Annotated in this window: 12 protein-coding genes; 8 read left to right on the forward strand and 4 right to left on the reverse strand. The window is 44.4% G+C overall.

Translation table 11 applies throughout. The features are described 5' to 3' along the window. Positions 1 to 22: 22 nt before the first annotated feature. Positions 23 to 565 (reverse strand): hypothetical protein, encoded by a 543-nt coding sequence (locus VPNCDNU1_RS13340; protein ID WP_104400765.1) that lies wholly within the window; start codon positions 563 to 565, stop codon positions 23 to 25. A 317-nt stretch (positions 566 to 882) separates the two neighbouring features. On the opposite strand from VPNCDNU1_RS13340, the gene VPNCDNU1_RS13345 reads away from it, so the two are divergent. The 8 genes from VPNCDNU1_RS13345 (at position 883) to VPNCDNU1_RS13380 (ending at position 10,972) form a co-directional block, all read left to right on the forward strand. Continuing rightward, complete coding sequence (locus VPNCDNU1_RS13345) at positions 883 to 2,145, forward strand: DUF945 family protein (protein WP_104400766.1); 1,263 nt, start codon at positions 883 to 885, stop codon at positions 2,143 to 2,145. A 154-nt stretch (positions 2,146 to 2,299) separates the two neighbouring features. After that, positions 2,300 to 3,382 carry a 3-phosphoserine/phosphohydroxythreonine transaminase gene (serC, locus tag VPNCDNU1_RS13350; RefSeq protein ID WP_104400767.1) on the forward strand — a complete coding sequence of 361 codons (1,083 nt, stop codon included), beginning with the start codon at positions 2,300 to 2,302 and terminating at the stop codon, positions 3,380 to 3,382. A 212-nt stretch (positions 3,383 to 3,594) separates the two neighbouring features. Then, entirely contained in the window at positions 3,595 to 4,329 is a 735-nt protein-coding gene (locus VPNCDNU1_RS13355) for a response regulator (protein ID WP_174715142.1), read from the forward strand. Positions 4,330 to 4,332: 3 nt separating this feature from the next. Then, complete coding sequence (locus tag VPNCDNU1_RS13360) at positions 4,333 to 6,804, forward strand: hybrid sensor histidine kinase/response regulator (protein WP_104400768.1); 2,472 nt, start codon at positions 4,333 to 4,335, stop codon at positions 6,802 to 6,804. 164 nt (positions 6,805 to 6,968) lie between these two features. Beyond that, entirely contained in the window at positions 6,969 to 7,988 is a 1,020-nt protein-coding gene (locus VPNCDNU1_RS13365; RefSeq protein WP_104400769.1) for a sugar ABC transporter substrate-binding protein, read from the forward strand. Positions 7,989 to 8,114: 126 nt separating this feature from the next. Continuing rightward, positions 8,115 to 9,188, forward strand: a complete 1,074-nt coding sequence (locus VPNCDNU1_RS13370; RefSeq protein ID WP_104400770.1) for an ABC transporter permease — start codon at positions 8,115 to 8,117, stop codon at positions 9,186 to 9,188. After that, entirely contained in the window at positions 9,185 to 9,955 is a 771-nt protein-coding gene (locus tag VPNCDNU1_RS13375) for an ATP-binding cassette domain-containing protein (protein ID WP_101111273.1), read from the forward strand. The genes VPNCDNU1_RS13370 and VPNCDNU1_RS13375 overlap by 4 nt, the downstream gene beginning before the upstream one ends. 99 nt (positions 9,956 to 10,054) lie before the next feature. After that, on the forward strand, positions 10,055 to 10,972 hold the full coding sequence (locus VPNCDNU1_RS13380; RefSeq protein WP_104400771.1) for a substrate-binding domain-containing protein: 918 nt from the start codon (positions 10,055 to 10,057) through the stop codon (positions 10,970 to 10,972). A gap of 133 nt (positions 10,973 to 11,105) precedes the next feature. Here the strand turns inward: VPNCDNU1_RS13380 and cydC are convergent, their stop codons facing one another. The 3 genes from cydC to trxB all read right to left on the reverse strand — a co-directional run bounded on the left by cydC (position 11,106) and on the right by trxB (position 15,753). Continuing rightward, positions 11,106 to 12,824: a heme ABC transporter ATP-binding protein/permease CydC gene (gene cydC, locus VPNCDNU1_RS13385; RefSeq protein ID WP_104400772.1), complete on the reverse strand. Its 1,719-nt coding sequence runs from the start codon at positions 12,822 to 12,824 to the stop codon at positions 11,106 to 11,108. Beyond that, on the reverse strand, positions 12,817 to 14,598 hold the full coding sequence (gene cydD, locus VPNCDNU1_RS13390) for a heme ABC transporter permease/ATP-binding protein CydD (RefSeq protein WP_104400773.1): 1,782 nt from the start codon (positions 14,596 to 14,598) through the stop codon (positions 12,817 to 12,819). Before cydD ends, cydC begins: the two co-directional genes overlap by 8 nt. Before the next feature lie 198 nt (positions 14,599 to 14,796). Then, complete coding sequence (gene trxB, locus VPNCDNU1_RS13395; RefSeq protein WP_101111277.1) at positions 14,797 to 15,753, reverse strand: thioredoxin-disulfide reductase; 957 nt, start codon at positions 15,751 to 15,753, stop codon at positions 14,797 to 14,799. Positions 15,754 to 16,073: the final 320 nt, after the last annotated feature.

Raw genomic sequence — 16,073 nt, forward strand, 5'->3', positions numbered from 1 at the left:
CAAATTTAACTAGGAAATAAGATTAAAACTTAAATCTTGCTGTCATCATAAATTGGTCGCCGTAGAAGTCATTTAGTAGACCTTCTAGACCAATTGAGAATAGTTCGGTTGAATGGAAGCGGCCGTATACAGAACCTGTCCATTCGTCTTTTTGTTTAATGGATACATAACCCACTTTACCGCCCACCTCAAATTGTGGACCAAGCCACTGGCGTACGCCAAGGTTGATTTGCATCCCGGTATCGATATCTTGGTTATCGTTATCAACCGCGCGGAATAGCATTTCACCTGTAAGGTCAGCCCAGTTGTTTACTGGAGCATGAAAACCAAAACCTGCAGCTAGGTTAAAGTCACCTTTAAATTTAGAATCAATGGTGGCAACCATATGTGCATTTGGGTGAACTGATTTGCTAAAACCACCACCAAACGTCATTGGGCTTGCGCCAATTCGAGCTTCAGCATAGTCGTAGTTAAAGTTGCTCATAGACGTAACTTCGTCTTTGTCAGCAGCAAATGAAGAAGCAGATACTGCCATCAAACCAATGGCTAACAGTGTCTTACGCATAATTTAGACAAACCTTATGTAGTTGGTACGGGCAATGCTTGAAAAGCAAAGCCTTTAAGTTCTTTGAATTACTAGGGAATATGATAATGCATCCAACCGAGGATTCATCAAAAATTTAAAAGAAATTCCATTTTTGTGGAGGTTTTCTAACCATATTGGTTGAAATCGCTCCTTCATCATCATCTTCGATGTGTTTATGCACTGTTAGCTAGAGTAGCGCACTCTTTAAATTGCGCGTATTTAGATATGTATTGCGCTTTCCACTTCTTGCGTAAATTGATGTAGACTGCGTTTTTTAACTTTATATTAAAGACAGCATGCATTCTCTTAAAAAAATGGGCGCTATCGGCGGTGCTATTCTTCTGGTGGCATGTTGGCCACTTGCAGTCGGTCAGATAGCGCAAAAAGTTATCGAAGATGGTGTACAAAATTTAAATAGCAGTTCTGTTAAGGCAGAGATAGCCGAATACGACAGAGGTTACTTTTCTGCAACTGCAATTACCCGCTACACAATCACCGACCCACAGCTAGTCAAAAGCCTTGAAGCTGACGGTCTACCTGCTTCAATCGAAGTCGTTCACGACATTAGTCACGGCTTGGTTGGGATCGATGCGCATTCTTATGTAAAAGACTCATTGCTTATTCAATTTGAGTTGGCGACTCAGACAAAATTGAACGGAGACACACACTTTGAATTGGTGGGACGAAAATTCAATTTTACCGATTCCAAAGGTGCCGAACTCATTATCGGTCAATATACAGCACAAGGCGTTGCCTCTGTCGCTGGTGCGCTAGAAGCGACGGTTGCGGTACCACAAGCGTCGGTTAACTTTGCTAATGGCGACAATTTGGTTTTGGACAACTTTACTGGTGAAGGGGCAGGGCAACGTGAAGGTGGTCTGTGGGTTGGCGAGCAAAACATTGGCGTCAAAGGTTTTCAACTTTCATCTGCTTCTGGGGAAAGCGATTTTCAACTTGAAGATTTGCTGTATGTGCTGAAAACCAACAAAGACGAATCAGGTGAAAAATTTGATAGCGTGCAAACACTCTCCATTAAAAGTGCATCGACTGGCGAGAATCATGCCAGAGATTTGGAGCTAGATTTTGCCTTTAACGGCATTAACAGCCAAGCATTGGAGCAACTTATTTCAATTTATCGTGCGGGTGGAAACCTGACGGAAGAGGGAATGAACGAAAGTATGCCGTTGCTGGATCAATTGATCGAAACAGGCTTTGGCGTTCAGCTTAACAAGTTTGCCCTCAATTTAGATGGAGGGGATTTCCAGTCAGCGTGGCAGCTAACTGTTCCTTCTGGGCAAAAAAATGTTTCTCAAAATGCATCAGTATTGTTGAATGTTGTTGAAGGAAATCTGGATGCTTTCATTTCCAACGAGCTACTTCAATCCTATCCATTTGTGCGAGAAAATATAGATGAGCTATTGATTATGGAGTTTGCTAACGAAGATAACAATGGTGTTGGTTTGAATGCAAAGCTGATTAACGGTCAGGTAACCTTCTCTAGCGGGAAGCAAATACCACTTCTTGCACTATTCATGCCTTTGATGGCTGGTGGTAAGTAGAGTTCTTTACCGAAAATAGCGAATTGAATATAAAAAGAAGTCATAAGACTTCTTTTTTTGTGTTTTCTCCGTTTTTTTCTTTTTCCCGATCTCAAAAAGTGGTATTACTGATGTAAATCTCGATTTGTATTTTAACGCAGGAGCATTCTTCATCATGGAACCGATTTATAATTTCAGTGCTGGTCCAGCAGGTTTACCTAAAGCGGTAATGGAAAAAGCGCAAGCTGAATTCATCAACTGGAATGGTATTGGCACATCGGTAATGGAAATCAGCCATCGCAGTAAAGAATTCATTGCTGTTGCTGAAAAAGCAGAACAAGATCTAAGAGATCTCCTGTCCATCCCTAACAACTATAAAGTGTTGTTTTGCCATGGTGGTGCTCGCGCTCAGTTCGCGGCAGTACCAATGAATCTGCTTGGCGACAAAACAAAAGCAGACTATGTTGATGCAGGTTACTGGGCGCAAAGTGCAGTAACGGAAGCAAAGAAATATTGCCAACCTCGTGTTATCGACGCGAAAACAGAAGTTGATGGCAAAGTTGCGGTTATTCCACCTTTTGAGTGGGAAATTGATGAAAACGCTGCTTATGTACACTTTTGCCCGAATGAAACTATCGATGGCGTAGAGATTACAGAACTGCCTGTTACAGATAAGCCCATTGTTGCGGATCTTTCATCCACTATCCTATCTCGTAAAATCGATGTCTCTCAATATGGTGTAATTTACGCAGGTGCTCAGAAAAACATCGGTGCAGCGGGTATTTGTATCGTAATCGTTCGTGAAGATTTACTTGAATTGGCATCAGACGCGCTTCCAAGCATTCTTAACTATAAGGTATTGGCTGAAAAAGATTCCATGTTCAACACACCACCTACTTATGCATGGTATTTATCTGGGTTAGTGTTTGAATGGTTGAAAGAGCAAGGTGGTGTAGAAGCAATCGAGCAAGTCAACAAAGAAAAAGCGGATCTACTGTACAATTACATTGATGCTTCTGATTTTTATCGTAATCAGGTCCACCCAAACAACCGCTCGCGCATGAACGTACCTTTCCAGTTAGCGAAACCTGAATTAGATGGGAAGTTTCTGGAGTTAGCTCAAGAAGCTGGTTTGCAGGCGCTAAAAGGACACCGAGCTGTAGGTGGTATGCGTGCTTCTATTTACAACGCAATGCCGCTTGAAGGCGTACAAGCTTTAGTTGAGTTTATGAAGCAGTTCGAAATCGAATACGCATAAATATTCATAGCAATTTAAATTCAAGAACCCAGCCAAGCGCTGGGTTTTTTGTTTCTATTTTCTTGGGTTCTATTGGTCGTATCACATGCTCGGAGCAAAAGGCGTTTATAAGGTATAGACTTTACTCAAGTCACAATTTTCGAGCATTTGTTCGCCAAACTGACTAAATGAGTGTTATCACAATAAAATTTCCCGCAATTTGGAGCTGAAGTTTGCAACTCAAGGAAAAGAGCATTCGCACAGTTGTTGTCGTGGATGACGATCAAGACATTCGAGATGTACTTGGAGACGCTTTATCACAGCAAGGGCATAACGTCATTTTGGCTGAGAATGGCGATCAGCTTATGTCTGCGTTCAAACAGGACAATCCGGATGTCATATTGTTGGATTTGCGATTGAAACAAGAAGATGGCTTGCAGCTAGCAAAGGCAATTCGAGAACAAAGCACCGTTCCAATCATGATGCTTACAGGTAAAGGTGATGAAACCGACCGCATCATCGGGTTAGAAATCGCCGCCGATGATTACATGATGAAGCCGTTTAACCTTCGGGAACTGATTGCTCGTGTCAATGCATTGCTTCGCCGCTCAGACATAACGCAAACAAAGCCAATTCAACTAGAACACGTACAATATTGCTTTGGACCTTGGAGCCTGAATATGTCGACAAGACAGCTTCTTCACGAATCGGGTAGAGAGGTCAGTTTAACGTATGGAGAATTTGCATTGCTTCAAGCGTTAATCACCTCACCAAACTGCGTTTTATCACGGGATCAGTTGATGGATAAAACCCATGGTCTCGCCTCAGATTCGAGTGACAGAACAGTCGATGTTCTCATTCTCCGATTACGAAGGAAGATTGAAAACAACCCACGATTACCCGAGTTCATTCAAACGGAACGAGGTGTAGGTTACGTGTTTATCAGCAACGTAAATCGGGTTGGTTAACCTATGATCCGGTTGCAAAGTATCCGCACTAAGCTCCTATTTTCAGTTGTGGGTACTTTGCTGCTTACCCTTTCTCTTGCCAGTGTTTTTGTCTATACCACTCAGCAGAACCAAGCTCTTATTGAGGATATTGCCTCCGAAACCCTCGAAGATATCAATACCGCGCTAAGCCTTTCAGAAAGCGTTGCTCAAGTCGCGGCAATGGCGCCTTATGCTGCGGATTTTGCTCGACCATTTCATGTTCAAAATGAGAGCCAAAGGCTGCAAGAAAAAATCAAGGATCTTAAGTCCGTAGCGGACCACCTAAACAATCCAGAAGCAAAAGATACCTTATTGAAAAAAGTAGAAACGCTGGATACATCCATTCAAGCCTTGCTAGCCAACGTAACGAAAGAACTTTTCACTCGTGAAGATCTTCTTTCACTTCAATTCGACTTGCATCCTCTAATGGCTCACAGTCAAGGAGAGGTATTCATTAACGCCTTTACTCGAAATCCAATGGCCGTGCCTCATGTTCTTATTGAACAAATGGAGATATATGCGAATCAACAAGCACTTTCTGGAATCTCAAATATTTTATCGGAGCTCAAAGCCCAGCAGAAAAATGTGTCTGAGGTTCGCCGTAACAATGCGTATGTTCTTTCTTCCATTCGGGCGCAATCGGATCAAATGACCGCATCTGTACATGAGTTTGTGATTGCCTTGCAGCAACATTTGAGGTTTCAACAAAAGCAATCGGAAAGGGCGATAGATCGGGCAACTGTATTCATTTCTATCATCATATTACTGTTGCTGCTGAGTGGTATTTATCTCCACCGGTTCAACTCAGTGTTGACAAGAGATCTCAAAACGGTGACCGAAGAAATGTCGAGCTTAGCGCAAGGTAAGACCAATATCGCCGTGGCGAATATTCAGCGTAATGATGAAATAGGGGAACTGGCTCGAACCTTCGAAGCATTCCAAACAGAAGCCATCGAAAAAGTCCGAGTGACAGAAGATTTGCGAGTTCAAAAGAATTTGCTCGAAGCCATCTTCAACAATATTCAAGATGGGCTCAGTGTGTTTGATGATCAAGATAACTTAGTTGCGTGGAATAGACGTTACCTGACGTTATTCAAGCTCCAACCAAATGAAGTGACGGTTGGCATGCCGTTAAATGATTTACAAACACTCATGGCAAGAACGCCTTTTCGCACGCGAAACTTAATGCAAGAAACGTTAGAGCTACAAGAGTTAAATGAAGAAAGGAAAGGGCGTTCGGCAGTATTTGAGCGCTATTTCGATGATGGCAGGATCATTGAATTTCGGAGTCAGCCTATGCCAGAGGGTGGCTTTGTAACACTTTACAGTGATCTCTCAGAAAGAAAGGCGATAGAGCAGCAACTGCAACAAGCCCAAAAAATGGAAATGTTGGGGCAACTTACGGGCGGAGTCGCGCACGACTTTAACAACTTACTGGCCTCACTCATGGGGAATCTACAGCTGCTCGAAATGTTGCCAAACCTCAGTGAAAGCCAAGAAAAATATCTTTCCAGAGCGCTATTAGTGACCGAAAAAGGCAGCCAGTTGGTGGAGCGGCTATTGGCATTTAGCCGCAAGCAGCAACTGTATCCAGAATGGGTGTTAGTGGATGATTTGATTGCGAGTGTTCTTGATATATCGGCCTATTGCGTAACACCGAATATCACAGTCAATACGGATTTGGCGCTGGGGGAACAGTGTATCTATGTTGACCCTTCTCAGTTGGAGAATGCGCTCTTAAACTTAATTTTAAACAGTTCTTCGGCTATGCCCAAAGGTGGAGAGCTCACTTTATCGACGTACAAATCACCTCAAAGTGAACACATTATTCTAGAAGTCATCGATACCGGTGATGGAATGAGTGAAGAAACCATGCAGCGCGCTTTAGAGCCGTTTTTTACGACCAAGCCAACTGGCGAGGGGAGCGGTTTAGGGCTCAGTATGGTTTATGGGTTTGTGACACAAAGTGGAGGAGAACTCGACATGCAATCGACTTTATCACAAGGTACAAGCGTTAAGCTCATTCTTCCAATTGGTCAGCAGCCTAAATTAGAACATGGACAACAAAAATTCAGTAACCACGCTATCACTGTTAAGCCTAATGCATCAGTTTTATTGGTCGAAGATGACGCCGAAGTTTCCGGTGTTATTCGAGAGCAGCTTGCACTAATGGATTTTGAAGTGAGTGTGGTTCATTCAGTGCAACATGCACTGGAGCATTTGGCGGTAAATACGTGCGACCTTGTTATCTCCGATGTGAATTTGGGCTCAACTGAAGACGGTGTGCAGCTACGCCAGATTTTGGCTTCTGAAAGTCCTAACTTGCCCGTTATACTCACTTCGGGGCTACCGATCGAATCTCTAATCGAACACCATCATTTGAATCCTGAATGGCGCTTTATTGCCAAACCTTTTCAGTATGAACAATTAAAAGCAATGATAAATATAGCGTAATTGTTGTACGTAAATAATTCTATTAAATCAAAATACTAGAAGCTTTATTTCAATTGTTAACGAGTTTTTCTCGCTTTGAAATCATTCATTAGTTTTTCCCTGTCACTTTTGTAAAACCAAGGAAGGAACTGACCTTGGATCTATAACTTGTAAGGGAGTAAACCATGAAAAAGCTAGTCACTATTGCCGCATTAACGGCTGCCATGTTCAGCGCACCTCATGCATTTTCTGCGGACAAAACCATTGTGGGTTTAATCACCAAAACCAACACCAATCCTTTTTTCGTCAAGATGAAAGAGGGGGCGGAAGCCAAAGCGAATGAATTGGGAATGGAATTGCGTTCTTTCGCTGGGCGATACGATGGAGATAACGATTCACAGATTCAAGCGGTAGAAAATCTTATTTCATCGGGCGCGAAGGGCATTTTGATTGTCGCAAGTGACCCTGTCGCATTAACACCTTCTATCGAGCGTGCTCGTAAAGCCGGCATAGTTGTGATTGCTCTGGACACGCCATTTTCTCCAGCCAATGTTGCCGATGCAACGTTTGCGACCGACAACTTCCTTGCAGGTGAACTGATTGGTCAATGGGCGAAAGCTAAACTGGGTGCAAAAGCGAAAGACGCCAAAATTGCGCTATTAGACTTAAGCACTGCTGGTATTACTGTCGATGTCGCTCGTAACCAAGGCTTTTTGAAAGGTTTTGGTGTTGACGTAAAAGACGCGAATAAAATGCGTGATGAAGATGATTCTCGAATTGTCGGCAATGACGTGACCCAAGGTTCTGAAGAGGGTGGTCGCCGTGCGATGGAAAACCTTCTTCAAAAAGATCCGAGCATCAATGTGGTGTACACCATCAATGAGCCAGCAGCAGCGGGCGCATATGAGGCACTAAAAGCGGTTGGAAAAGAGAAAGACGTGCTCCTTGTATCGGTTGATGGTGGTTGTCCGGGTGTAGAAAACATTAAAGACAAAGTGATCGGCGCAACCTCGATGCAGTTCCCATTGAAAATGGCTTCTTTGGGCGTAGAGGCGATTGCGGAATACGCGAAGTCAGGTGTTAAACCCGGAGCGACGCCTGGTAAGGGCTTCTTTGATACAGGTGTGGAGCTGATTACAGATGAACCCGTTGATGGCGTTGCATCTTCAACATCAGCACAAGGGTTAGGCAAGTGTTGGGGGTAATGTTCAGAGTGCACTAATGAAAGCGTAATCCTCATTCACCTGAATTCAATTAAGGTGAATGAGGAACAAACCTGAGCACAGCGTCGAGTGCTATCAGGTCAGATGTATAAAGTTAAGGAAAACGCTATGACACACCCTTCGTCATCAGAGCCCAATTTTGAAAAAGCAGCGGAGCAAAACACGGACAAAAGCTTTGCTGAATTTAAAGAGCCGAGTTCGATTGGCCTAAACGTGCAGCGGTTTTTGCACAATCAGCCAACCGCAGCACCATTTTTAGTCCTTGTCTTGGCGGTAGCCATTTTTAGTTTTTTGATTGGTGACCGGTTTTTACACCCGTTCAACATGTCACTGATCCTGCAGCAAGTGACGATTATTGGCGTACTTGGTATTGCACAAACGCTCATCATTTTAACCGCCGGAATCGATTTGTCGGTGGGCGCTATTATGGTCTTGTGTTCCGTAGTTATGGGGCGCATGGCGATGGATTTTGGTTTACCCCCCGTTTTCGCGTTTGGTATTGGCATGCTGGTGGGTACGTTGGCGGGCATGATTAATGGTTTACTGGTCTCGCGCTTTAAGCTGCCTCCATTCATCGCAACACTGGGTACTTGGAATATCTTCTTCGCACTGAACCTTTGGTATTCCAACAGCCAAACCATTCGTTCTCAAGCCATTGCCAAGAATGCGCCATTGCTGCAATGGATGGGAGAAACCGTCGAATTGTTTGGTGCACGGATAACCTATGGGTCCATGCTCATGATCGTGTTGTTTGTCGTTATTTGGTATGCATTGAATTGGACGGCTTGGGGGCGGCATGTCTACGCCACTGGCGACGATCCAGATGCCGCCAGACTAGCCGGTATTCGTACTCAGAAGATATTGATGTCGGTTTATGTGGTTGCTGGATTCGTTTGTGCCATTGGAGCGTGGGTGTTAATTGGTCGTATTGGGTCGATAAGCCCTCAAGCGGGTTACACCGCTAATCTCGATTCCATAACCGCGGTGGTGATTGGTGGAACCAGTTTATTTGGTGGGCGAGGTTCTATATTCGGTACTTTGATAGGTGCGCTCATCGTAGGCGTGTTTCGAAACGGATTGGCACTGCTTGGTGTTGATGTGCTTTGGCAAGAGTTTACGGTTGGGGCGTTGATTATTGTCGCGGTTGGTGTGGACCATTGGATCAGAAAGGTATCGGTATGAGTGATGTCGTATTGCAAGCAAGAGGGTTAGTGAAGCGTTACGGTCGAGTCACGGCGTTGGATGGAGCGGATTTTGATCTCTATAAGGGCGAAATTCTGGCAGTGATTGGTGATAACGGTGCGGGGAAATCCAGCTTGATTAAAGCGTTATCGGGAGCACTTGTTCCTGATGCAGGTGAAGTGAAGTTAGATGGGCAGGCGGTTTCATTTAAAAGCCCGATGAACGCAAGAGAAATGGGCATAGAAACGGTGTACCAAAATTTAGCGGTCGCACCTGCTCTGAACATTTCCGATAACTTATTTTTAGGGCGTGAAATTCGCCGCCCTGGAATACTGGGTTCAGTTTTTCGCATGCTGGATAAGAAAACCATGAATGAAAGGGCAAAACAGCAGTTAGCGGATCTTGGTTTGATGACCATTCAGAATATTACCCAAACGGTAGAAACACTGTCTGGAGGTCAGCGACAAGGTGTTGCAGTAGCAAGGTCAGCTTTGTTTGGCAGTAAAGTAGTCATCATGGATGAACCTACAGCCGCTTTGGGTGTGAAAGAATCCAGAAAAGTACTCAACTTGATTCGTCAGGTAAGGGACAGAGGGCTTCCAGTGGTGTTGATAAGCCACAATATGCCCCACGTTTTTGAAGTCGCTGATCGTATTCATGTTCACAGGCTGGGTAAACGTGCAGATATAATCACACCGAAAACACACTCTATGTCGGACGCAGTTGCTATTATGACAGGAGCGGTAGAGCCGGGCACTGCTGCCTGAATCACACGAAACAACTTCCCCCTTTGATGGTGTTATTCTAACGTCAGTCGCAAAGGTCCCTTGCCCAAAGGGGGGAGTTGGAAAATAAAGGTGTCATGTATGCGTGAATTTTTGCTTTTGTTGATGGTGAGTGTTGCTCTGGCTCCCAGAGCTTACGCAAGTTCTGACTATTCTATTGGTGTGTCAGTTGCTGATCTTACCAACCCATATTTTGTCAAAATGATTAAAAGTATTAAGTCGGAAGTGGCGGAATTACCGAACAAAAGTATCGATGTTATCGTTCGTTCCAGCGCTTACGATTTAGATCGGCAAATCCAACAGATTGAGTCTTTTATTGATAAGAAAGTGGACTTAATCATGCTTGTCGCTTCCGATGAATTGGCGATCGCACCAGCGGTGATCCGAGCACAACGTGCCGGAATCCGTGTAATAGCGGTAGACGTAAGAGCGTCTGGTGCGGATGTCACTATTACAACGGATAATATTCAAGCGGGCGAAATATCGTGTTTGAACCTAGTGAATAAACTCAATGAAAAAGGCAAAGTTCTTATCATCAATGGTCCTCCTGTTTCTGCCAGTTTAGATCGTGTGGCGGGTTGTAAATCCGTTCTTAATGACTACCCCGACATTGAATTACTGGATGCGAACCTCAACGGAACGGGCAGCTATGATGGTGGCTTAGAAGCCATGGCCTATGCACTTCATGCTTATGAAAAGATAGATGGAGTGTTTGCGATTAACGATCCAACGGCTTTAGGTGCAGAGCAAGCATTACTTCAATCTGGCGCCCATGTTTGGATTACTTCGGTCGATGGTGCACCTTTAGTGATTGAAGCATTAAAGGAGAATCGCCAAAACTGGCTGGGGACCGCAGCACAGTTTCCTGCGCAAATGAGCAGCAAAGCTGTGCAAATAGGGCTGGAACTGATTGGCGGTGGAAAGGTAGAGAAAGAGCTAGTCTTGATTCAGCCTGAATTTATTAACGTATCAAATTACAGGGCATTTTCCGGTTGGTAAGTAACGTTTTCTAACTTGGTTAAAGTGCATATGTATTTTGAGACCACTTAAGTAAAAGCCAGAGTCTTGGACTCTGGCTTCAATTTATCTCACATTTTCACATACACCAATTAAGGTATGGTGCGGAGGCGAGTTATAGCGTTTGGCAAAGCTGATAATAGCGCTCTTTCTTCTCTATGAGTTCAGCGTGGCTGCCTGTTTCAATAAACTCCCCTTGCTCCATGAGGCAAATTTTATCCATCGTGTCCAAACCGACTAAGCGGTGGGTAATGAATATCATGGTCTTGTCGCTAAAGTGTTTCTCAAATAAGGCAACCATTTGCTGTTCAGTTTGCTTATCTAGACCTTCGGTTGGTTCATCCATTAGGACAATAGGGGAACGGCGTAAAATGGCGCGAGCGATGCCGATTCGTCTTTTTTCACCGCCAGAAAGCTGCCTGCCGCCTTCGCCAAGCCAAGTATCCAAACCTTTGTCTTCATTCAGTTTAGACAGCCCAACTTGTACTAGTGCATCAATAAGCTGTGTATCTTCAGCATCCGGTAGGGCGATAGTAAGGTTATCTCGTAAAGTGCCATTTAAGATATCGACACGTTGGCTAATCACCGAAGTGGATTGTCTTAGGGCACTTTCATTCCATTGAGTAAGATCTTTCCCTCCAATGGAGACCGAACCATATTGTGGATCCCAAATTCGCGTTGCCAATTGCAGCAAGGTGGATTTCCCCGAGCCTGTTTGGCCAACAATCGCTATTTTTTGCCCTTGCTCAACCGACAAATTAATGTTCTTAACAACGGGAACCGAAGGGTCATAGCCAAAGGTAACGTCAGACAATTCCATTGAGAAATGATCCGGTTGATCGGTACTTTTCTCCACAAATGTGACTTCTGGGTCGGCGTGAATAATTTCATTAAGGCGTCTAGCCGATGTCACGGTTTGCCCTAAATATTGGAACGCGCCAGCGATGGGCATCAGTACTTCGAAGCTCGCCATTGTCGCGAATGCAATCATTGCAATATAAGGATCAGGTGCTCGTCCTCCAACCCCATCTGCCGCTAGCCAAATCATTAGCACTAATGTCAAACCACTGGCAAGCATAAGAAGGCTAGTAGCAAGCCCTGTAATTCGGGCATGTTTTGCTTGGTTTACCATTAAATCGGTTTGCTTATCCGCAATGTTACGGCGGTAGCGCTCTTCAACCCCAAACAGCACCAGTTCGGCATGACCCTGAATCCAATCGAGCGTTGCAACCCGAAGGTCTGATTTATTGAGCGTCAGTTGCTGACCATTGAGCTTACCTAACTTATAAAAAATGATGGGCCAGATAAAGACGAGGGAGAGTAAAATGCCACCCAAGGTCAACCCTAATACTGGATCAAACCAGCAAAGAAAAACCGTCAGTGAAATGATACCAAGCGTGCTGACTACAAGTGGGCTAATAAGCCTCAGGTACACGTGGTCCATCGCATCAATGTCTGCAACCAATCTGTTGAGTAGATCAGCATCGCGAATGTTGGCAACTTTACCTGGGATCAGCGGCGTTAATTTTTCGAAAAAGAAAATACGCAAATCGGTAAGAAGCTTGAACGTTGCATTGTGGCTCACAACGCGTTCACCCCAGCGACCAGCCGTTCGGCTCATTGCGAAACCACGAACAAACGCTCCTGGCAGCATGTAATTGAAGGTTTCACGAGCAATAGACAAACCAGCCACAGCAGAAGCTGCGATAAACCAGCCAGACAACGTCAGCAACCCAATAGAAGCGAATAGCGTTGCGAACGCGAGTAGCATCCCTAGCGATAAACCAAACCAATGCTTCTTATAGAGTTTCAGATAGGGCAATAAATCACGCATCTAGATTCCCCTTATCGTTGTGTGAATCCATACTCGACTTCAGCATGTCTGCAAACAAGCCATTTTGTTGATTGAGAGCGTCAAAATGCCCCTGTTCCACGATTTGTCCATCTGCCATAACCAAAATATTGTCGACGTCTTTCAATGGTGAGAGTTGGTGGGTAATCATCAGCGTCGTTTTGGATTTAATCTGGCTTGCTAAGCCTTCCAGTACCAATTTTTCACTTCTTGCATCCAGGCTGGCTGTGGGTTCATCAAGAATCCAAAATTCGCCATTTTGTAACATAGCTCTTGCGAGTGCGAGTCGTTGTGCCTGACCGACAGAAAGACCACCCGATCGATCACTGACCATGTAATCCAAACCATGTTGAGATACAAATTCATTGGCATAACTGTCTTTCAAAACTTGATGTAGAGTGTCTGTAGATGTTTCACGACCAAACGTAACGTTTTCTAAAATAGAACCGTTCAGGAGTAGGGGGTTCTGACCCACCCAGCTTATGTTTTTACGCCAACTGATTAAATCGACCTCTTTCAAATCAATGCCGTTGATTTCTATGCGTCCTTCATACGGCAAGAAGCCTAGTATGGCGTTAATAAGGCTAGTTTTCCCAGCACCACTTGGACCAACAATTGCAGTCGTTTGGCTGGTATCTAAGTCAAACGAGACAGGGCCAAGTAATTGACTGCCCTCTGGGCTGAATACTATTAAATCTTTCACTTTTAAAGATATCTGTGCGGATTTGGCTATTTCCGATGTGCCTGAGGTAACGCTGTCGACGTCGGTTTCCAGAAACTCAACTAAGCTTTCCGCTGCACCGATGGCCTGGGCTTTGGCGTGATAGAAGGTACCGAGATCACGTAAAGGCTGATAAAACTCAGGAGCCAGAATCAAGATAAACAAGCCTGAAAACAACGTAATGGCAGCGCCATAGTAACCAAAGTTCAATTCACCGATAAAGGCAAAGCCAAAGTAAACCGCGGTAATGGCGATAGAGATAGACGTGAAGAATTCTAGAACGGCTGAAGAAAGAAACGCGACGCGTAAGACATCCATAGTGCGTGAGCGCAAGACTTCAGAAGCGCCTCGCATCACCTCGGTTTCTGATTGCGCTCGGTCAAACAAACGAATCGTGGTCATTGCTTGTAATCGGTCGTAGAAGTGCCCTGATAAGCGTTGCAGTGCTTTAAAGTTTTTACGGTTAGCATCGGCAGCTTTCATGCCGACCAGTGCCATAAATAAGGGGACTAAGGGAGCCGTTACTAAAAAGATAAGCCCCGCGGCCCAGTTTGTTGGGAAAACCACCACTAAAATAACAAACGGAACCAGTACAGACAGTGATACCTGAGGTAAATAACGGGCAAAAAAGTCTTGCAGGTTTTCTACCTGCTCAAGCAGTAAGGTTGCCCAGCTGCCGGCAGGTTTGCCTTTTATATACGCTGGGCCTAATTCGCGAAGCCGATCGAGGATAAGTTGTCTTACGTAAATACGGATCTGTTCGCCACAGCGATATCCAGCTAATTCACGACCCCAGCTGCAAATTGCTCTTCCGATAACGGCACCAATCAAACCTGCAAAATGAGGAAGTAAGTCGTATTTGTCGGCGTTTTCAATAATGAGCTGATGAAGAATGTTGGCCAGCAGGGCTGCTTGGGCAAGAAGGAAAAGGCTAGATATGACGCCTAGACCGACGGTAATCATTAACCAGCGTTTGGCGAGTTTGCTTTGTTGCTTGAGCCATTTATTTAAGGCGCGCTGCTTATGTTTGTCCATGTAAGAGACTTTAAATTCAGAATTTATTTTGGAAAGGGCGATTATATACCTAAGTGTGCCAAAGATGCAGCGGTAAGCTTCGTAAGAGTCGAAAATAAAAACGAAAAATCCGGCTATGAAGCCGGATTTTTAATCAAACTAAGTGGTCAGCAGCTCGATTAGATAGCTGGTCACTCAGAGAATTGGTCGGTTGTAGAATTAGTCAGTTAGACCATCTAAGAATTTTTCGGCATCCAACGCAGCCATACAACCTGTTCCAGCTGAAGTGATTGCCTGGCGATAGTTGTGATCCATAACATCACCCGCAGCAAAAATACCTGGAATACTGGTTTGCGTTGCGTTTCCTTCAAGACCAGATTTAACCACAATGTAGCCGTCTTTCATGTCGAGTTGACCTTCAAACATCGCCGTATTTGGTTGGTGACCAATTGCGACGAAAACGCCCATTACATCCAAATCTTCTGTAGCGTCTGATTGCGTATCTTTGATACGGACACCCGTTACACCCATATCATCACCAAGTACTTCGTCTAGTGTGCGATCTGTGTGAAGAACGATGTTTCCGCTTTCTACTTTTTCCATCAGGCGCTTAACGAGAATTTTCTCTGCACGGAACGTGTCACGGCGGTGAACAAGGTGAACTTCAGAAGCAATGTTCGATAGGTAAAGCGCTTCCTCGACAGCAGTATTACCACCACCAATAACCGCCACTTTTTGATTGCGATAGAAGAAACCATCACAAGTCGCACAAGCCGATACACCACGTCCTTTAAACGCTTCTTCTGAGTCTAAGCCCAAGTATTTTGCAGAAGCGCCAGTAGAAATAATAAGGGAATCACACGTGTATTCAGCTGAATCGCCTTTCAAGCGGAAAGGGCGCTCGCTGAAATCAACTTCATTGACATGGTCGAACAAAATTTCTGTTTCAAAACGCTCAGCATGTTCTTTCATTCGTTCCATCAAATCTGGACCAGTAAGACCTTCTGCATCGCCAGGCCAGTTTTCTACTTCTGTAGTGGTGGTTAACTGTCCGCCTTGTTGCATACCAGTGACAAGAACTGGGTTAAGATTTGCTCGCGCAGCATATACGGCTGCGGTATAACCCGCAGGACCAGAACCAAGAATTAAAAGACTACAGTGCTTTACGTCGCTCATTAGGACTCCGAAATTTGAATAATTATTTTGGGTAGATTGTAAAAAATAGTGGGGACGAAAGAAAGCAATTGCAACGCAGTTAGGGCAATTAAATGGTTATAGATTAGAACGCAGCTCATATTCTTGACTGGTCGGGTATGTTGTTTTTATCGAGCTAAAAAAAAACCACCAAAACTTGGTGGTTTCTTGTTGTATAGAGAAAACCCCCAGCTAGGCTGGGGGTTCCGTAAAGCTTACAGCTATAAGTCAGTTATATAACCCCTTTCAATTTGATAAAAACGTCTTGTGGTCTGGCAACTGTAAGAGTTAATTAAGAATTG

The sequence above is a fragment of the Vibrio penaeicida genome (assembly GCF_002933855.1).
In the GTDB taxonomy this organism is placed as follows: domain Bacteria; phylum Pseudomonadota; class Gammaproteobacteria; order Enterobacterales; family Vibrionaceae; genus Vibrio; species Vibrio penaeicida_A.